This is a genomic window from Burkholderia sp. Ac-20344 (assembly GCF_017104975.1).
GTDB lineage: Bacteria > Pseudomonadota > Gammaproteobacteria > Burkholderiales > Burkholderiaceae > Burkholderia.
This window is the reverse complement of sequence record NZ_JAAGPP010000169.1, coordinates 1-17,626: the sequence shown is the minus strand read 5'-3', so window position 1 is coordinate 17,626 and position 17,626 is coordinate 1. Positions and strand designations below refer to the sequence as shown.

Genomic DNA, 17,626 nt, shown 5'->3' with positions numbered 1-17,626 from the left:
GCGCGAGCGCATGCGGCGTGCACGGTCATGCGCATGCAGGCGCGTGGGGCCGTGCGTTGCCGACATCGGACGCGAAGGGCTTCTGGGGCGCGTTCGGCTGTTCGTGCTGGGCGGTCTGACATGGCGACTCCGACCACTCGCCGCGGTGCGGGCAACCCGGCGTGGGTCCGCGCGCTGCTCGCGCAGCCGTGGGTCCTGCCGCTCGCGCGCCTGGCACTGGTGTCCGCGTACCTGATCGGCGGTGTTGCGAAGGCGCTGGACTTCGACGGCGCGATCGCGGAGCAGGCGCATTTCGGGCTGCAGCCGGCCGCGCTATGGGCGGCGCTGGCGATCGCGGTCGAGATCGCCGGCTCGCTGTGCGTCGTGCTGGGCCGCTTCACGTGGCTCGGCGCCGGCAGCCTCGGCATGCTGACGCTGGTCGCGATGGCGGTGGCCAACGATTTCTGGAACCGCACGGGCGCCGAGCATTTCATGGCGCTCAACAGCTTTTTCGAGCATCTCGGGCTGATCGCCGCACTCGTGCTCGCGACCGTGCTCGCCGATGCGAAGCCTCCGGCCGGCGACGGCCGTACTACCCGATGACGATGAAACAACCAGGAAACCCTGTCATGAAAACCCTTCGTTCCGTGTTGCTCGCCGCGATGGTCGCGGGCGGTCTCGCCGTCGCGCCGGTCGTGTACGCGAAGCCGCCGGTTCCGCCCGTGCCGGTGCCGGTGCTGGCCGTCGGGCCGCAGTACGATACGACGCACGTGTGCGTGTCGCCCGACGATTTCGACCGCTTCACCGACAGCTTCGTCGCGACGTTCGGCGGCAAGAAGTCGAAGCAGGGCGTGTTCCAGGTCACGCCGACGCCGAGCCAGACGATGTCGCAGCTCGTGCTCACGCCGGTCGGCACGGTCTCGGTGTTCGGCTTCAAGACGCCGATCCCGTATCCGTTCTGCGCGGAGCGCACCGGCTATCTCGTCACCGATCTCGACGTTGCGATGAAGACGGCGCGCGCGCACGGCGCGGACGTGATCGTCGACACGTTCCCCGATCCGATCGGCCGCGACGCGATCATCCGCTGGCCCGGCGGGCTGAACATGCAACTCTATTGGCATACCGAAGCGCCGCACTACGATGCGCTGGAGACGGTGCCCGAGAACCGCGTGTACGTGTCGCCGGAAAGCGTGCGCAAGCTGGTGCACGATTTCGTGAAGTTCTCGAACGGCAAGGTGGTGTCCGACAACCTCAAGGCGCCGGGCATCGAGATCGGCCGGCCGAACGAGACGTATCGCCGCATTCGTATCGAATCGGGCTTCGGCAAGATGACCGTGCTCGTGACGGACGGCCACCTGCCTTACCCGTTCGGCCGCGAGATGACCGGCTACGAAGTACCCGATCTCGCCGCGACGCTGAAGAAGGCGCAGGCCGCGGGCGTGACGGTGCTCGTGCCGCCGTTCACGTCGGACGGCCGCGATGCGGCGCTCGTGCAGTTCCCGGGCGGCTACGTCGCCGAGATCCACGCGAGCACCGCGCGATGAAGCACGAGGACACGATTCTTGCCGCGGTGGCCGGCTTCGTCGACACGCTGAGCTTCGTCGCGCTGTTCGGGCTGTTCACCGCGCACGTGACCGGCAACTTCGTGCTGATCGGCGCGGGCATCGCGGGCTTCGGCCAGGGTGTCGTGCTGAAGCTCAGCGTGTTTCCCGCCTTCGTGTGCGGCGTGATCGCGAGCAGCCTGATCGCGCGGTCGCTGTCCGCGCGGCCGGCATGGCAGGGCACGCGTGCGCTGCATACGGTGCAGGCCGTGCTGCTGCTCGGCTTCTGCGCGGCCGGCGTGTGGGCGACGCCCGTCACGCAGCCCGACAGCCTGCCGGCGCTCGTGGCCGGCATCGTCGGCACGTTCGCGATGGGCGTGCAGAACGCGCATCCGCGCGTGATCCCGCGTGCGGGCGTGCCGAACACGGTGATGACCGGCAACGTCACGCAGGCGATCCTCGACGTCGTCGACATGCTGTCCGCCGGCACGGCCGATAGCGTGCGTGCGGCGGCGCGCGCGCGTTTCGCGAAGATGCTGCCGGCGATCGTGGCGTTCGCGCTCGGCGCGGCGTGCGGGGCGCTCGGGTTCCGCTACGTCGGCTTCCTCGCGTTGCTCGCGCCCGTTTGCGCGCTTGCGGTGCTCGCGCTGTGCGCGGCGCAATCCGCCGCTGTCGTGGCGAAGGAGCGCGCATGAGCGGGCAGTTGGAACGGGTGCATCGCGGTCGCTGCCTCGATCGTGCCGCGCGCGCGTCCGTCGTCGCGGGGCTGCTGTTCGCCGGGCGCGGTGCGGCGTTCGCGGAAACGTCGCCGGAGCCGGCACCGGCCACGGAGAGCGCCGCCTCGACGTGCACGGCCAAGCGGCCGACCGTGCTGTTCAACCGCTGGCAGGAAGACTGGTCGGTGCTTGCGAATCCGTGCGTGCCGCGCGCACCGCTCGACGGCCTGAAATACATTCCGCTCGGCAACGATCCGGCCTCCTATGTGTCGCTCGGCGCGAACCTGCGTGAGCGCCTCGAGACCAACGACGCACCGCTGTTCGGTATCGGCTCCGCGCAATCGGATACGTACCTGATCCAGCGCGTCGAAGTGCACGCCGATGCGCATCTCGGCCAGCATTGGCAGTTCTTCGTGCAACTGCAGGACGACCGTGCGTTCGGCAAGAACACGATCTCGCCGGTCGACAGGAACCCGCTCGATCTCGAGCAGGCGTTCGCGACCTACACGGGCGCGCTCGGCGGCGGTACGTTCAAGCTCCGCGTCGGCCGGCAGGAGATGGCGTTCGACTTGCAGCGCTTCATCGCCGCGCGCGACGGCCCGAACGTGCGGCAGTCGTTCGATGCGGTGTGGGCCGACTACGAATATGGGAAGTGGCGCTTCATCGGCTATGCGACGCAACCGGTGCAGAATCGCAACGCGTCCGATTTCGACGACGTGTCGAACCGCGATCTCACATTCAGCGGCTTGCGCGTCGAACGGCAGTCGGTGGGGCCCGGCGACCTGTCGGGCTACTGGTCGCGCTACAACCGCCGCACCGCGCGCTTTCTCGATGCGAGCGGCGCGGAGCGCCGTGACGTGTGGGACCTGCGTTACACCGGTACGCATGGCCGCTTCGACTGGGATCTCGAAACGATGCTGCAGACGGGGACGGTCGGCAGCAGCACGATCGGCGCGTGGGCGATCGGCTCGATTGCCGGCTACCGGCTCGATGCGCCATGGTCGCCGCGCGTCGCGCTGCAGGTCGATGCGGCGTCGGGCGACCGGCATCCGCACGACGGCCGTGTCGAAACCTTCAACCCGCTGTTTCCGAACGGCTATTACTTCACGCTGGCCAGCTTCACCGGGTATTCGAACCTGATCCACGTGAAGCCGTCGGTGACGCTGAAGCCGTCGCCGAACCTGTCGCTGCTCGGCGCGCTCGGTTTCCAGTGGCGCGAGACGACCGGCGATGCGGTCTATCAGCAGGGCAACGCGGTGGTGCCGGGCACGGCAGGCAAGGGCGGGTCGTGGACGGGGATGTACGTGCAGCTGCGTGCGGACTGGACGATCGCCGCGAACCTGATCGGTGCGATCGAGGCCGTGCACTTCCAGGTCGGCGATGCGATCCGCCAGGCGGGTGGGCACAACGCCGATTATGTCGGGGTCGAGCTGAAGTATGGGTGGTAGCACGCGTGCCGCGGCGCGTTCGCCGGCGAATGGCCGTCCGATGCGTGGTGCCGGATGAATGCGCGGGTACAGGTGCTCGCTTATTCGGACGAGGTGCTGATCGTGCGCCGGCTTGCGCCGGGCGCCGCGGAACAGCGCTGGACGCCCGGGCGCGCGCTCCGCTCGGGCCGTTGCGCGCTGTCCGGCGAGAAGATCGTCTGCGGCGATGCCGTCTTCAGCCCGCGCGGGCGTGCACCCTACGAACCGAATGCAATGATCCTGGCGGCGGCGCTCGACCGTTCGCGCGCGCCGACGGTTCGCCCGCACGTACAGGTGCTCGAGCGCTCGGCGCAACTGCTGGTCGTGCGCTGGGTCGAACCGGGGCGTGCGCACTTCGGCGAGCAGCACTGGAAACCCGGGCGTGCACGGCAGGCCGGTGTCTGCGTGCTGTCGGGCGCGCGGATCGCGTGCGGGGACGACGTGTTCCGCCCGAGCGGACGGCCGACGCCACCGAATGCACGCGCGATGATCCTGGCCATCGCACTCGATGGCGCCGGGCTGAAGCACGGCGGGTGACGCGGCACGCACGTGCTTGCGTTTGCGTAATGACAAAGGGCGGCCGGAGCCGCCCTTTGTCGTGTCGTGGCCGGTATCGCGCCGGCCGGTGCATCGCGATGCCGTTACAGGTTAGGCGACAGCGCGAGCGCGTTCGTCAGGTCGCCCATCGGCTGCCCGCCGTTCGCCTTCAGCGCATCGTCGCGCTGTTGCAGGCCCGCGAGGCGCGGCAGCGAGAAGCGGCGCGTGATGAAGCGCAGGATCGACGCGGTGTCGTATTGCGTGTGGTCGACGAAGCCCTTCTTCGAGAACGGCGACACGACGAGTGCCGGAATCCGCGTGCCCGGGCCCCAGCGGTCGCCCTTCGGCGGCGACACGTGATCCCAGAAGCCGCCGTTTTCGTCGTACGTGACGACCACGACCATGTTCTTCCACTGCGGGCTCGCCTGCAGGTGGGCGAGCACGTTCGCGATGTGCTGGTCGCCGCTCGCGACGTCCGTGTAACCCGGGTGCTCGTTCAGGTTGCCCTGCGGCTTGTAGAACGCGACCTGCGGCAGCGTGCCCGCGTCGATCGCCTTGATGAACTCGCTGCCGTCGGTGCCGCCGTCGAGCAGGTGCTGCGCGCGGTTCGCGCTGCCCGGCGCCTGGTTCGCGTAGTAGTTGAACGGCTGGTGGTGCGGCTGGAAGTTCGGCGCCGTCATGTTCGGGCCGTAGATCACGTTCGCCGTGCCGCTCCGTGCGGCTTGCAGTGCCTGGTTCCACGCACCGCCGTACCATGCCCACGACACGCCCGCGTTGGTCAGCAGGTCGCCGATGTTCTGTTGCGACTGCGGTGGCAGCGTCGTCGCGGCCGACGGATCGGCGAGGTTCGGGTCGCCGCCCGATGCCGCCTTGTTGCCGCTCGGCTGGTACGGCGGCTGCATCGTGTTGATTGCGTAGAAGTCCGGCGTCAGGTTGCCCGAGTTCACGAACTTCGGCACGCCGTCGAGCGCGGAAGCCGGCGAGTTGCTCGCGAGCTGCAGCGACTTGCCGTCGGCTGCGACGGCCGAGATCGAACCGGCGGCCGGGCTCTTGTCCGCGTTCGCATAGAACGGTGCGCACGCGCAGATCAGGTACTGGTGGTTCAGGAACGAGCCGCCGAACGCGCCCATGAAGAAGTTGTCGGCCAGCGTGAACTGCTGCGCGATCTTCCACAGCGGCAGCTTCGTCGCGTCGGGCGTGTAGTGGCCCATCACGAGGCCGCCCGAGTCGGCCCACGCGGCGAACATGTCGTTCTTGCCGCCGTTGATCTGCATCTGGTTCTCGTAGAAGCGGTGATACAGGTCGCGCGTCGTCACGCTCATCGGCGTATTGAAGCCGTTCGGGTCGTCGATTGCGAACGGTGCGTTCGGCAGGTTGGCCGTCATCGCCTCGGTCACCGCCGGCGTGACGCCTTTCGCGGTCAGGCCGCCCCAGGCCTTCGGCAGCGTCGCGAGCGGCTGGCCGTTGCGATCCTTCTGCTGCGCGCTTGCCGCAGTCACGTTCTGCAGGCCGTTCGCACCCGGGAAGTTGCCGTACAGGTTGTCGAAGCTGCGGTTTTCCGCGTAGATCACGACGACGTTCTTCACCGTCGACAGGCCTTGCTGCTGCACGTCGTCGCCGCCGCAGGCGGTGAGGGCGGCGGCCGCGGCAACGGCGATCGGTGTAAAGCGAATCCAGGCGTGGTTTTTCATCCGTTGTACTCTCTATCTCTCTCTTGTCGCGTGGGGAACCGGAGCATGCGTGTACCGCCGGTTCGCGAGGCGGCCGTCGCATGTCCGGCTGAAAGCATTTTGAGGGTGCGATTTGACAGGCGGGTGTAGGCGTCCTTTCGATTGCCTGTCGATGAGGCGTCATGTAACGGTCATGCGGCTGACATAAACTCCGGCCGCTCCTGAACCCACTTTCCGACGAATCGATGAAGCCTCGCCAACCGACAGCCGGCGCGTTCGCGCGTTCGTGGCTGCACCTGACCGGCGCGCTCGCGCTGGCCACCACGCTTGCAACCCTTGCCGGCTGTGACGGACAGCCGGGAGCGGGCGCGCCGCCCGTGCAGGCCGCGAGCGCGGCGCGTGCGCCGGGTGCCGCGAACGTGGTTGCGTCCGCAACGGGTTCCGCCAGCGGTGCGGTGGTCGAGACGAACCGGCCGCAGACGCGGGCGCAAGTTTACGAAGGCGTGCGCCGGATGACGGCGCTCGGCAAGCAACTCTTCTTCGACCCTGCGCTGTCAGGTTCCGGCAAGCTCGCGTGCGCGTCGTGCCACAGCCCCGATCACGCATTCGGCCCGCCCAACGCGCTGGCCGTGCAGTTCGGCGGCGACGACATGAAGCGCCGGGGCTTTCGTGCGGTGCCGTCGCTCAAGTACCTGCAGGGCGTGCCGCAGTTCACCGAACACTTCCACGACTCCGACGACGAAGGCGACGAGAGCGTCGATGCGGGCCCGACGGGCGGCCTCACCTGGGACGGCCGCGTCGACACGGGCGCCGAGCAGGCGCGCATTCCGCTCACGTCGCCGTTCGAGATGAACAGCTCGCCCGCGAAGGTCGCGCAGGCCGTGAAGGCCGCGCCGTATGCGGACGAGTTTCGCGCGGTGTTCGGTGTGAAGGTGCTCGACGACGATGCGGCCACGTTCAAGGCCGTGCTGCGCGCGCTCGAGACGTTCGAGCAGACGCCCGAACTGTTCTCGCCGTACACGAGCAAGTACGACGCGTATCTCGCCGGCCATGCGCAGCTCACGCCGGCCGAACTGCGCGGTCTGCAGTTGTTCAACGACGAGAAGAAGGGCAACTGCGCGAGCTGCCACATCAGCCAGCGCGCGCTCGACGGCACGCCGCCGCAGTTCAGCGATTTCGGGCTGATCGCGATCGCGGTGCCGCGCAACCGCGCGCTGCCCGTCAATCGCGACCCGCGCTTCCACGATCTCGGCGCGTGCGGCCCCGAGCGTACCGACCTGAAGGGCCGCGATGAGTTCTGCGGGCTGTTCCGCACGCCGTCGCTGCGCAACGTCGCGCTGCGCAAGACGTTCTTCCACAACGGCGTGTATCACACGCTCGATGACGTGATGCGCTTCTACGTCGAGCGCGACATCCATCCGGAAAAGTTCTACCCGGTCGTGAACGGCAAGGTGCAGATCTACGACGACCTGCCGAAGCGCTACTGGCCGAACATCAACCGCGAGGCGCCGTTCGACCGCAAGCGCGGCGAGCAGCCGGCGCTGAATGCGGCCGAGATCAAGGACGTGATCGCGTTCCTCGGCACGCTGACTGACGGATATCGGCAAACGGCCGCGCCGGCCGGCCACTAGAAGGCGGCGCCGACGGCGCGCATGCTATCCTCGCTGGCTGACAGGCGCAGTGTGCGTGCCGGTTCGCCGGCTTGCACCGCGCCGTTCGATCGAACATCCAAGGAGAACAACATGTCGATGCGTGCATCCCTTTCCGTCGTCACGCGCGTGCTGGCCGGCGCCGCGTGCGCAGCCGCGATGCTGCCCGCCCATGCGCAGAACAACCTGAACTTCCTGAACGACACGCCGCTCAGCTACTTCAGCAAGACCGACCGTGCGTCGCTTTCGAAGGCTGTCGCGCAGGTACGCGACGAAGGCAAGGACGGCGAGGCCACGACGTGGCAGAGCAGCGGCCGCGGCACGCAGATCGATGCGAAGCTCACGCCGGCCACGACCGAGACGGACGGCAAGACCTGCCGTGAAATCGCTACCGAAATCACCGCGAAGGGCCAGACGATGACGCTCAAGCCCGTCTATTGCAAGACCGACGCGGGCAAGTGGCAGCTGCAGAAGCGCTGAGCACACGCGTGATGAAGCGGGGCGGCGCGCCGCGCACGGTGTCGTGCGGCGTCGTGATCCTCGATGCGGCCGGCCGCGTGTTCCTCGCGCACGCGACGGATACCACGCACTGGGACATCCCGAAGGGGCAGGGCGAGCCGGGCGAGTCGCCGGCCGACGCGGCGCTGCGCGAACTGCTCGAGGAAACCGGCATCGCGTTCGCGCCGGCCCGGCTGCTCGATCTCGGCCGCTTTGCTTACCGGCACGACAAGGACCTGCACCTGTTCGCGGTGCAGGTGGCCGAAGGCGAGATCGATCCTGCGCAGTGCACGTGCACGTCGCTGTTTCCGAGCCGTCGCGACGGCTCGATGATTCCCGAGATGGATGCGTATCGCTGGACCATGCCCGGCGACATCGATGCGTATGCGAGCCGCAGCCTCGCGCGGCTGTTTCGCACGAAGCTGTCGCTGGTGGATTTGCATCGGCGGTTGATGGGCGGGTGAAGGAGCGCGGTGGCTTTCGCTGCTGCATGACCCGGCTTCGCTTCAAGGCACGCAATAAAAAACCGGCCCCTTCGGGCCGGTTTTTTCATGGTCACGCGGCGGCGGCTTGCGAAGCCGCACGCCGCCGCGTGCGAAGCACGCCGTTACGCCGGCTTGCCCCAGCTGTCGCGCAGCCCGACGATCCGGTTGAACACGGGCTTGCCCGGCTTCGAATCGACACGGTCGGCCACGAAGTAGCCGTGACGCTCGAACTGCAGGCGCGTTTCCGGTGCGATGTCGCCGTTGCCCGGCTCGACGTACGCTTGCACGATCTTCTTCGAATCGGGGTTCAGCGCCTCGAGGAAGTTCGCGCCACCCGCGTCCGGATGCGGCTCCTTGAACAGGCGGTCGTAGATCCGCACTTCGGCCGGCTGTGCATGCTTCGCGCTGACCCAGTGGATGTTGCCCTTGACCTTGTACGTGTTCGCGCCTTCGGTGCCCGACTTGCTGTCCGGGAAGTAGTTGCAGTGCACGGCCGTCACGTTGCCGTCGGCGTCCTTGTCGAAGCCCGTGCACTCGATCACGTAGCCGTAGCGCAGGCGCACCTTGTTGCCCGGGAACAGGCGGAAATAGCCCTTCGGCGGGGTCTCGACGAAATCCTCGCGCTCGATCCACAGCTCGCGCGAGATCGGGAACGTGCGCACGCCGCGATCCGGGTGGTGCGGATGCACGGGCGCCGTGCAGGCTTCCTCGAGGTCTTCCGGGTAGTTGTCGATCACGAGCTTCAGCGGATCGAGCACGGCGACCGTGCGCGCGGCCTTGTCGTCGAGGTCGTCGCGCAGCGCGCCTTCGAAGACGCTCATGTCGATCCACGAGTCGATCTTCGTCACGCCGATCCGCTCGCAGAACAGGTGGATGCTCTCCGGCGTGAAGCCGCGGCGGCGCACGCCGACGATCGTCGGCATCCGCGGGTCGTCCCAGCCGTCGACGTGCCCTTCGGTAACGAGCTGCAGCAGCTTGCGCTTGCTGGTGATCGCGTACGTGAGGTTCAGCCGCGAGAATTCGATCTGTTGCGGCAGCGGGCGCGTGAACATGCCGGCTTCCGCGAGTTCGTTCAGCACCCAGTCGTACAGCGGGCGGTGATCCTCGAATTCGAGCGTGCACAGCGAATGCGTGATGCCTTCGAGCGCATCCGAGATGCAGTGCGTGTAGTCGTACATCGGGTACACGCACCATGCGTCGCCGGTGCGGTAGTGGTGCGCATAGCGGATCCGGTAGATCACCGGGTCGCGCATGTTCATGTTCGGCGAAGCCATGTCGATCTTCGCGCGCAGCACGTGCTCGCCTTCCTTGAACTCGCCGGCCTTCATGCGGCGGAACAGGTCGAGGTTTTCCGCCGGCGTGCGCTCGCGGAACGGCGACGGCTTGCCGCCATCCGTCAGCGAGCCGCGGTTCGCGCGCATTTCTTCCGCGCTCTGGCTGTCGACATACGCCTTGCCGCGCTGGATCAGCAGCTCGGCGAACTCGTACAGCTTGTCGTAGTAGTCGCTCGCGAAGTACTGGTGATCGACCGCGTCCTTGCGCCAGTCGAAACCGAGCCAGCGCACCGCGTCGACGATCGAGTCGACGTACTCGACGCTTTCCTTTTCCGGGTTCGTATCGTCGAAGCGCAGGTGGCACACGCCGCCGTAGTCGCGCGCGACGCTGAAGTTCAGGCAGATGCTCTTGGCATGGCCGATGTGCAGGTAGCCGTTCGGCTCGGGCGGGAAGCGTGTCTCGACGCGGCCACCCCATTTGCCGGTGCGGTTGTCGTCGTCGATGATGTTGCGGATGAAATTGGAAGCCGCGGGGGCGTCGTTACGTTCGGTGCTCATGCGGATGGCGTCAGGTTGTGTCGGCGCGTCGCGCCGGTTTAATCCCATGATTCTACCTGACCGGGGTCCGTCCCGCGCGGCTTGCGGCATGGCGGGGGCGGGTTTCGACCGATTATCTCGATATTGTGTCGGCTGTAACACGACGTAAATCGGATTGCCCGGGCCGTTTGGCGTTGCCTATGATGGCTTCACCGATTCAACGCCGCCGTTCGGATTGCCGCGCGGCGGGAGGACACTAAAAATCATGATGAAGAAGACCACGTTTATCGTTCGTACCGCCGTGATCGTCGCGGCCCTGTCGCAACTCGGCGCATGCGCGATGACGCATACGCAGCGCAATGCCGGCATCGGCGCGGCCGCGGGCGGCGCGCTCGGCTACCTGGTGACGGGCGGCCCGCTCGGCACGGTTGCCGGCGCCGCGGCGGGCGGCATCGTCGGCGCGAACGTGCGCTGACCGATGACATGACGCGAGCCGCCTGCAAGGCGGCTCGACGTCGGGGCGCGACGCTGCGTTCAACGCGTCCCGACCCCACGCACATCCTTCCGGTATCAGACAGGCAGCATCAGGGAGGAACGGGTGTGCGACACTGCGTCGACGCCACATAACGATTTCACGCGTCGACGCACCTTCCATGAGCCTATTCCCCGTTCTCGTCCTGCCGGGCTACGCCAATTCGGGCCCGCTTCACTGGCAGAGCCGCTGGGAGCGTGCCGATGCACGTTTCTCGCGCGTCGCGATGCCCGACTGGGACCGGGCGTTCCGCAACGGCTGGTGTCTCGCGCTCGATCGCGCGGTCGAAGCCGCGCGCGGGCCGGTGCTGATTGCCGGTCACAGCCTCGGTACGCTGACCACCGCGTGGTGGGCGACGCGCTATGCGCGCCCGGCGGCGCTCGCGAAAGTGTGCGGCGCGCTGCTGGTCGCGCTGCCCGATCCCGACGGCCCCGCGTTTCCGGCCGATGCGCATGGCTTCGGGCCCGTGCCGTATGAGCGGCTGCCGTTTCCGACCTGCGTCGTCGCCAGCAGCGACGATCCGTATGGCTCGCCCGGGTTCGCCCGCACCTGCGCGAACGCATGGGGCAGCGCATTCCACGATATCGGCCCGCGTGGTCACATCAATGCGGACAGCGGGCTCGGCGACTGGCCCGATGCACGCGGCTGGCTCGACGCGCTCGCCCGCTGCGATTAACCACTGCGATTGACCACTGCGATTGACCACTGCGATTGACCACTGCGATTGACCGCGCGAGGCGGGGCAGTGGTTGCGGTCGCCGCCGCTTGCCCGCCCGCACCCGCACCCGCACCCGCACCCGCACCCGCACCCGCACCCGCGCCGGCCGCCGTGCTCAGATCGCCTGTTTCGCCCGCAGCGCGGCGATTTTCGCGTCGTCGTAGCCGAGCATGTCGCGCAGCACGTCATCGGTCTGCGCGCCGAGCAGCGGCGGCGCCGTGCGTGCATCGGGCGGCGTCGCGCTCATCCGGATCGGGTTGCGCACGAGCTTCGCGTCCGCGCCGCACGGGTGCGGCAGCGACACCTGCATCCCGCGCGCCACGACCTGCTCGTTGTCGAACACCTCGTCGAGATCGTTGATCGGCCCGCACGGCACGCCGGCCGCTTCGAGCACACCGATCCAGTCGGCCTTGTCGCGCGCCTTCACCATCTCCGCGAGGATCGGCACCAGCGTGTCGCGGTGGCGCACGCGCGACGGATTCGTCGCGAAACGCGCGTCGTCGGCCAGCCCGGGCCGGCCGCCGGCCTCGACGAACTTGCGGAACTGCCCGTCGTTGCCGACCGCGACGATGATCCACCCGTCGCGCGTCTGGAACGTCTGGTACGGCACGATGTTCGGATGCGCATTGCCCCAGCGCACCGGCGGCTTGCCGCTCGCGAGGAAGTTGGTGTTCATGTTCGCGAGCAGCGCGACCTGCACGTCGAGCAGCGCCATGTCGATGTACTGGCCTTCGCCCGTCCGGTCGCGGTGCGCGAGGGCGGCGAGCACCGCGATCGTCGAGTAGAGGCCGGTCGCGAGGTCGGCGATCGCGACGCCGGCCTTCTGCGGGCCGCCGCCCGGCTCGCCGTCGCGCTCGCCGGTGATGCTCATGAAGCCGCCGATCCCCTGGATGATGAAGTCGTAGCCCGCGCGGTGCGCGTACGGGCCGGTCTGGCCGAAGCCGGTGACCGAGCAGTAGACGAGGTCGGGCTTCACCGCGCGCAGCGAGTCGTAATCGAGCCCGTATTTCTTCAGCTGGCCGACCTTGTAGTTCTCGAGCACGACGTCGCTCTGCGCGGCGAGCTCGCGTACGATCTGCTGGCCCTCGGGCGTCGCGATGTCGACCGTCACCGAGCGCTTGTTGCGGTTCGCCGCGAGGTAGTACGCGGCCTCGGCGGTATCCGCGCCGTCCGCGTCCTTCAGGTACGGCGGCCCCCAGTGGCGCGTGTCGTCGCCGGCGCCCGGGCGCTCGACCTTGATCACGTCCGCGCCGAAATCGGCAAGCGTCTGCGCGCACCACGGGCCCGCGAGCACGCGGGTGAGGTCCAGCACGCGGATATGGCTCAGGGCACCCATCGTCGAATCGTCTCCTTTCATGGCGGGCCTGCGTTGTCGGGCGAGGCCGGTTGGCATGCCGAGCATCTTAAGGCGAATCGGCCGCGCGGGTGGCCCACCCGGGCCGGCCGGAGGGCCGAGCCGCTTTGCCGGCGCTTTGCCCGGAAGCCGGCCCCGATCCCGTATAATCGATCGTTTCCGAATCCATGCCGCCGCGCGCCCCGCCAAGGGCGCCGGCGTTTGAAGCCGTCTTTGCCAGACTGTCCCCGCACGCCATGAAAGCTGCCGAAATCCGCGAGAAATTCCTCAAATTCTTCGAATCGAAGGGCCACACGATCGTCCGCTCGTCGAGCCTCGTGCCCGGTAACGACCCCACGCTGATGTTCACGAACTCGGGCATGGTCCAGTTCAAGGACGTGTTCCTCGGCACGGATCCGCGTCCGTACTCGCGCGCCACGACGGCGCAGCGCAGCGTGCGCGCGGGCGGCAAGCACAACGACCTCGAGAACGTCGGCTACACGGCGCGCCACCACACGTTCTTCGAGATGCTCGGCAACTTCTCGTTCGGCGACTACTTCAAGCACGACGCGATCAAGTTCGCGTGGGAGCTGCTGACCACGGTCTACCAGCTGCCGAAGGACAAGCTGTGGGTCACCGTGTACCAGGAAGACGACGAGGCCTACGACATCTGGGCGAAGGAAGTCGGCGTGCCGACCGAGCGCATCATCCGCATCGGCGACAACAAGGGCGCGCGCTACGCGTCGGACAACTTCTGGACGATGGGCGACACCGGCCCGTGCGGCCCGTGTACCGAAATCTTCTACGACCACGGCCCGGACGTGTGGGGCGGCCCGCCGGGGTCGCCTGAAGAAGACGGCGACCGCTACATCGAGATCTGGAATCTCGTGTTCATGCAGTTCAACCGCGACGCGCAGGGCAACATGACGCGCCTGCCGAAGCAGTCGGTCGACACCGGCATGGGCCTCGAGCGTCTCGCCGCGGTGCTGCAGCACGTGCACAGCAACTACGAGATCGACCTGTTCCAGAACCTGATCAAGGCCGCCGCGCGCGTGACCGAGATCAGCGACCTCACCAACAACTCGCTGAAGGTGATCGCCGATCACATCCGCGCGTGCTCGTTCCTGATCGTCGACGGCGTGATTCCCGGCAACGAAGGCCGCGGCTACGTGCTGCGCCGGATCGTGCGCCGCGCGATCCGCCACGGCTACAAGCTCGGCCGCAAGGGCTCGTTCTTCCACAAGCTGGTGGCCGACCTCGTCGCCGAGATGGGCGTCGCGTATCCGGAGCTGAAGGAAGCCGAGCAGCGCGTGACCGACGTGCTGCGCCAGGAAGAAGAGCGCTTCTTCGAGACGATCGAGCACGGCATGTCGATCCTCGACGCCGCGCTGGCCGACGTCGAAGCGAAGGGCGGCAAGGTGCTCGACGGTGAGCTCGCGTTCAAGCTGCACGACACCTACGGCTTCCCGCTCGACCTCACGGCCGACGTGTGCCGCGAGCGCGGGATGACGGTCGACGAGCCGGCGTTCGACGACGCGATGGCGCGCCAGCGCGAGCAGGCGCGTGCGGCCGGCAAGTTCAAGGCCGCGCAGGGCCTCGAATACACGGGCGCGAAGACCACCTTCCACGGCTACGAGGAAATCGCGTTCGACGACGCGAAGATCGTCGCGCTGTACGTCGACGGTTCGTCGGTCAACGAAGTGAAGACCGGCCAGGACGCGGTCGTCGTGCTCGACCACACGCCGTTCTACGCGGAATCGGGCGGCCAGGTCGGCGACCAGGGCGTGCTTGCGAACGCCGCGACGCGCTTCGCGGTGGCCGACACGCTGAAGGTGCAGGCCGACGTGATCGGCCACCACGGCACGCTGGAGCAGGGCACGCTGAAGGTCGGCGACGTGCTGCGCGCCGAGATCGACGCGCACCGTCGTGCGCGCACGCAGCGCAACCACTCGGCCACCCACCTGATGCACAAGGCGCTGCGCGAAGTGCTCGGCGCGCACGTGCAGCAGAAGGGTTCGCTGGTCGACGCGGAAAAGACCCGCTTCGACTTCGCGCACAACGCGCCGATGACCGACGACGAAATCCGTCGCGTCGAGCAGATCGTCAACAACGAAATCCTCGCGAACGCGCCGGGCATCGTGCGCGTGATGCCGTACGACGAAGCGGTGAAGGGCGGCGCGATGGCGCTGTTCGGCGAGAAGTACGGCGATGAAGTGCGCGTGCTCGACCTCGGCTTCTCGCGCGAACTGTGCGGCGGCACGCACGTGAGCCGCAGCGGCGACATCGGCCTCTTCAAGATCGTCGTCGAAGGCGGCGTCGCGGCCGGCATCCGCCGCGTCGAGGCGATCACCGGCGACAACGCGGTGCGCTACGTCCAGGAACTCGACGCCCGCGTGAACGAAGCCGCGGCCGCGCTGAAGGCGCAGCCGTCGGAGCTCACGCAGCGTATCGCGCAGGTGCAGGACCAGGTGAAGTCGCTCGAGAAGGAACTGGGCGCGCTGAAGTCGAAGCTCGCATCGAGCCAGGGCGACGAGCTCGCGCAGCAGGCCGTCGAAATCGGCGGCGTGTTCGTGCTGGCCGCGACGCTCGACGGCGCCGACGCGAAGACGTTGCGCGAAACGGTCGACAAGCTGAAGGACAAGCTGAAGAGCGCGGCGATCGTGCTCGCAGCCGTCGAAGGCGGCAAGGTCAGCCTGATCGCGGGCGTCACGCCCGACGCGAGCAAGAAGGTCAAGGCCGGCGAACTCGTGAATTTCGTCGCGCAGCAGGTCGGCGGCAAGGGCGGCGGCCGTCCGGACATGGCGCAGGCGGGCGGCACCGAGCCGGCGAACCTGCCGGGCGCGCTGGCCGGCGTGAAGGGCTGGGTCGAAGAGCGGCTCTGATCGTCGCGACCGATGCGATGCCGTCTCGTTGCGGCATCGCGTGAAATGAAAAAGACCCGATCGGCATGCGCCGGTCGGGTCTTTTTGTTGGTATGCCGGCACAACGCGTGCCGGCTGCCCGACGATTCAGGCCGGCACGGTGACCGGCGGCTTCGCCGCACCGCCCGGTTGCCGTGCGGCTTCGGTGAGCGCATCGCGCAACGCGGCCAACGCGGCCGACGCATAGCCCTGCCGCCACGCGAGCAGCGTGTCGATGCCTTCCAGTTCGGGGATCACGTGCGCGGTGATGTTGCCGGTCTCGGGCTGCAGGTCGAGCACCGAACGCGGCGCGACCGCGATGCCGGCACCTGCCGCGACGCACGCGACGATCGCGTGATACGACCCGAGTTCGAGCACGCGCGCCGGCTTGACGCCGTGCGCCGCGTACCACTGTTCGACGTACTTGCGATACGTGCAACCGCGCTCGAACGCGATCAGCGTCGGCAGGATCACGTCGCGCGGCGTGCGCACCGGCGGATGGCCGCGTGGCGTGAGCAGTACCAGATCCTCCCGGAAGATCGGCACCGTTTCGAACGTGTCGGGCAGCGTGTCCGGCGCGGGCGGGCGCGCGAACAGCGCGGCGTCGATCTCGAAGTCGCGCACGCGCTCGATCAGCCAGCCCGTCGTGCCCGTCAGCAATTCGAGCGACACGTCGGGCCATGCGTGGTGATAGCGCGCGAGCACGGTCGGCAGGCGGCTCGCGGCCGTGCTCTCCATCGTGCCGAGCCGCAGCCGCCCGCGCGGCGTATCCTCGCGCACCGCGTCGCGCGCCTCGTCGGCGAGCGCGAGCAGGCGCTCCGCATAAGGCAGCAGCGTGTGCCCGGCCGGCGTCAGCACGAGCCGGCGGCCGTCGCGCACGAACAGCGCCGCGCCGAGTTCTTCCTCGAGCTGCTTGATGCGCGTCGTGACGTTCGACTGCACGCGATTGAGCTTGGCTGCCGCACGCGTCACGCCGTTCTCGCGCACCACGGCCCGGAAAATCGCCAGCGCCGCCAGATCCATGATTCTCTCCGAGCGATGAATGTGTTCTTAATTATTCATTTTTCGAGAACGTTTGGTCAAGCTACGATGGAAACATTCCGATTTCCGATCCGGCCGGCGCGTTGAACGCCGGCCCATGCCGCCATGTCCCGCTCGAATGCCCCGACCGCCGCTGCCGCCGGCGCGCCTTCCGTCGACGATGCCGACCGCCGCGCCCGCACGGCGGCGCTCGCCTGCATGGTCGGTCTCGCGGTCGTGCTCGGCGTCGGCCGCTTCGCGTTCACGCCCTTATTGCCACTGATGCTTGCCGACGGCTCGATCGGCCTGAAGGCCGGCGGCTGGCTCGCATCGGCGAACTACGCGGGCTACTTCGTCGGCGCGGTCAGTTGCGCGGCGCTGCGGGTCGCGCCCGCGCGAATGGTGCGCTTCGGGCTCGTGGCCACCGTGGTGCTCACCGCCGCGATGGGCGTCGGCCACCTGCTGCCGGTGTGGCTCGCGGTGCGCTTCGTCGCGGGCGTCGTCAGCGCATGGACCTTCGTGTTCATGTCGCAATGGGGGCTGCGGCGCCTGGCCGAACTGCATGCGCCCGAGTGGAGCGGGGTGATCTATGCGGGGCCCGGCGTCGGCATCGTGGTGACGGGGCTGATCGGCAGTGCGCTGGCCGGCCAGCGCGCGGCGTCGGGCTGGCTCGGTTTCGCGGCGTTGTCGGTGGTGTTGTCGGTTGCGATCTGGCGTACGTTCGCGGCCGCCCCGGCGCAAGCCGCGCCGCCGGGGGGCGCCCCGCCGCAT

The 17,626-nt window shown here is 68.1% G+C and carries 16 protein-coding genes and 1 pseudogene; 13 read left to right on the top strand and 4 right to left on the bottom strand.

Annotated elements, in window-relative coordinates; translation table 11 throughout:
* The first annotated feature begins 120 nt into the window (after positions 1 to 120).
* The 6 genes and pseudogenes from G3N64_RS33660 to G3N64_RS40015 all read left to right on the top strand — a co-directional run bounded on the left by G3N64_RS33660 (position 121) and on the right by G3N64_RS40015 (position 4,239).
* Complete coding sequence (locus G3N64_RS33660) at positions 121 to 582, top strand: DoxX family protein (protein ID WP_205788020.1); 462 nt, start codon at positions 121 to 123, stop codon at positions 580 to 582.
* Positions 583 to 608: 26 nt separating this feature from the next.
* Positions 609 to 1,523: a glyoxalase gene (locus G3N64_RS33655; protein ID WP_205788019.1), complete on the top strand. Its 915-nt coding sequence runs from the start codon at positions 609 to 611 to the stop codon at positions 1,521 to 1,523.
* A complete protein-coding gene (locus G3N64_RS33650) occupies positions 1,520 to 2,215 on the top strand; it encodes a YoaK family protein (protein ID WP_205788018.1) in 696 nt (231 codons plus the stop codon). Before G3N64_RS33655 ends, G3N64_RS33650 begins: the two co-directional genes overlap by 4 nt.
* Entirely contained in the window at positions 2,212 to 3,684 is a 1,473-nt protein-coding gene (locus G3N64_RS33645) for an alginate export family protein (RefSeq protein ID WP_205788017.1), read from the top strand. Before G3N64_RS33650 ends, G3N64_RS33645 begins: the two co-directional genes overlap by 4 nt.
* Positions 3,685 to 3,738: 54 nt before the next feature.
* Positions 3,739 to 3,948: pseudogene (locus tag G3N64_RS40020) on the top strand (DUF3331 domain-containing protein); the annotation flags it as partial.
* Positions 3,937 to 4,239 carry a DUF3331 domain-containing protein gene (locus tag G3N64_RS40015; protein WP_241021340.1) on the top strand — a complete coding sequence of 101 codons (303 nt, stop codon included), beginning with the start codon at positions 3,937 to 3,939 and terminating at the stop codon, positions 4,237 to 4,239. The pseudogene G3N64_RS40020 and the gene G3N64_RS40015, both read left to right, overlap by 12 nt.
* Positions 4,240 to 4,343: 104 nt before the next feature.
* On the opposite strand, the gene G3N64_RS33635 is transcribed toward G3N64_RS40015, so the two are convergent.
* Positions 4,344 to 5,930: an acid phosphatase gene (locus G3N64_RS33635; RefSeq protein ID WP_205788015.1), complete on the bottom strand. Its 1,587-nt coding sequence runs from the start codon at positions 5,928 to 5,930 to the stop codon at positions 4,344 to 4,346.
* Between the two features lie 224 nt (positions 5,931 to 6,154).
* Here G3N64_RS33635 and G3N64_RS33630 point away from each other — a divergent pair, with 224 nt between their 5' ends.
* From G3N64_RS33630 to G3N64_RS33620, 3 genes are all read left to right on the top strand, one after another.
* Positions 6,155 to 7,540, top strand: a complete 1,386-nt coding sequence (locus G3N64_RS33630) for a cytochrome c peroxidase (protein WP_205788014.1) — start codon at positions 6,155 to 6,157, stop codon at positions 7,538 to 7,540.
* Between the two features lie 111 nt (positions 7,541 to 7,651).
* A complete protein-coding gene (locus G3N64_RS33625) occupies positions 7,652 to 8,038 on the top strand; it encodes a hypothetical protein (protein WP_205788013.1) in 387 nt (128 codons plus the stop codon).
* An 11-nt stretch (positions 8,039 to 8,049) separates the two neighbouring features.
* On the top strand, positions 8,050 to 8,520 hold the full coding sequence (locus tag G3N64_RS33620; RefSeq protein WP_205788021.1) for an NUDIX hydrolase: 471 nt from the start codon (positions 8,050 to 8,052) through the stop codon (positions 8,518 to 8,520).
* Between the two features lie 143 nt (positions 8,521 to 8,663).
* Here the strand turns inward: G3N64_RS33620 and G3N64_RS33615 are convergent, their stop codons facing one another.
* On the bottom strand, positions 8,664 to 10,373 hold the full coding sequence (locus G3N64_RS33615) for a glutamine--tRNA ligase/YqeY domain fusion protein (protein ID WP_205788012.1): 1,710 nt from the start codon (positions 10,371 to 10,373) through the stop codon (positions 8,664 to 8,666).
* Positions 10,374 to 10,617: 244 nt separating this feature from the next.
* Here G3N64_RS33615 and G3N64_RS33610 point away from each other — a divergent pair, with 244 nt between their 5' ends.
* Positions 10,618 to 10,827: an ornithine acetyltransferase gene (locus G3N64_RS33610; RefSeq protein ID WP_011351716.1), complete on the top strand. Its 210-nt coding sequence runs from the start codon at positions 10,618 to 10,620 to the stop codon at positions 10,825 to 10,827.
* Between the two features lie 178 nt (positions 10,828 to 11,005).
* The gene (locus G3N64_RS33605) at positions 11,006 to 11,560 is read left to right on the top strand and encodes an alpha/beta hydrolase (protein ID WP_205788011.1); all 555 of its coding nucleotides are present in this window, start codon (positions 11,006 to 11,008) and stop codon (positions 11,558 to 11,560) included.
* Positions 11,561 to 11,717: 157 nt separating this feature from the next.
* On the opposite strand, the gene G3N64_RS33600 is transcribed toward G3N64_RS33605, so the two are convergent.
* Entirely contained in the window at positions 11,718 to 12,938 is a 1,221-nt protein-coding gene (locus G3N64_RS33600) for a CaiB/BaiF CoA-transferase family protein (protein WP_205788010.1), read from the bottom strand.
* 254 nt (positions 12,939 to 13,192) lie between these two features.
* Between G3N64_RS33600 and alaS the strand changes: the two genes are divergently transcribed.
* A complete protein-coding gene (gene alaS, locus G3N64_RS33595; protein ID WP_205788009.1) occupies positions 13,193 to 15,817 on the top strand; it encodes an alanine--tRNA ligase in 2,625 nt (874 codons plus the stop codon).
* Positions 15,818 to 15,943: 126 nt separating this feature from the next.
* Here alaS and G3N64_RS33590 read toward each other — a convergent pair whose 3' ends face one another.
* Positions 15,944 to 16,858, bottom strand: a complete 915-nt coding sequence (locus G3N64_RS33590; protein ID WP_205788008.1) for a LysR family transcriptional regulator — start codon at positions 16,856 to 16,858, stop codon at positions 15,944 to 15,946.
* Positions 16,859 to 16,981: 123 nt separating this feature from the next.
* Here G3N64_RS33590 and G3N64_RS33585 point away from each other — a divergent pair.
* Positions 16,982 to 17,626 (top strand): YbfB/YjiJ family MFS transporter (locus tag G3N64_RS33585; RefSeq protein ID WP_205788007.1); only part of this gene is annotated, 645 nt, incomplete at its 3' end.

Excerpts from the sequence above, each read along its gene's own strand:
- G3N64_RS33600 (WP_205788010.1), bottom strand. The coding sequence starts at position 12,938 with ATGGGTGCCCTGAGCCATATCCGCGTGCTGGACCTCACCCGCGTGCTC.
- alaS (WP_205788009.1), top strand. The coding sequence starts at position 13,193 with ATGAAAGCTGCCGAAATCCGCGAGAAATTCCTCAAATTCTTCGAATCG.
- G3N64_RS33610 (WP_011351716.1), top strand. The coding sequence starts at position 10,618 with ATGATGAAGAAGACCACGTTTATCGTTCGTACCGCCGTGATCGTCGCG.
- G3N64_RS33635 (WP_205788015.1), bottom strand. The coding sequence starts at position 5,930 with ATGAAAAACCACGCCTGGATTCGCTTTACACCGATCGCCGTTGCCGCG.
- G3N64_RS33650 (WP_205788018.1), top strand. The coding sequence starts at position 1,520 with ATGAAGCACGAGGACACGATTCTTGCCGCGGTGGCCGGCTTCGTCGAC.
- G3N64_RS33590 (WP_205788008.1), bottom strand. The coding sequence starts at position 16,858 with ATGGATCTGGCGGCGCTGGCGATTTTCCGGGCCGTGGTGCGCGAGAAC.
- G3N64_RS33645 (WP_205788017.1), top strand. The coding sequence starts at position 2,212 with ATGAGCGGGCAGTTGGAACGGGTGCATCGCGGTCGCTGCCTCGATCGT.
- G3N64_RS33660 (WP_205788020.1), top strand. The coding sequence starts at position 121 with ATGGCGACTCCGACCACTCGCCGCGGTGCGGGCAACCCGGCGTGGGTC.
- G3N64_RS33605 (WP_205788011.1), top strand. The coding sequence starts at position 11,006 with ATGAGCCTATTCCCCGTTCTCGTCCTGCCGGGCTACGCCAATTCGGGC.
- G3N64_RS33625 (WP_205788013.1), top strand. The coding sequence starts at position 7,652 with ATGTCGATGCGTGCATCCCTTTCCGTCGTCACGCGCGTGCTGGCCGGC.
- G3N64_RS33620 (WP_205788021.1), top strand. The coding sequence starts at position 8,050 with ATGAAGCGGGGCGGCGCGCCGCGCACGGTGTCGTGCGGCGTCGTGATC.
- G3N64_RS33615 (WP_205788012.1), bottom strand. The coding sequence starts at position 10,373 with ATGAGCACCGAACGTAACGACGCCCCCGCGGCTTCCAATTTCATCCGC.
- G3N64_RS33655 (WP_205788019.1), top strand. The coding sequence starts at position 609 with ATGAAAACCCTTCGTTCCGTGTTGCTCGCCGCGATGGTCGCGGGCGGT.
- G3N64_RS40015 (WP_241021340.1), top strand. The coding sequence starts at position 3,937 with ATGATCCTGGCGGCGGCGCTCGACCGTTCGCGCGCGCCGACGGTTCGC.
- G3N64_RS33630 (WP_205788014.1), top strand. The coding sequence starts at position 6,155 with ATGAAGCCTCGCCAACCGACAGCCGGCGCGTTCGCGCGTTCGTGGCTG.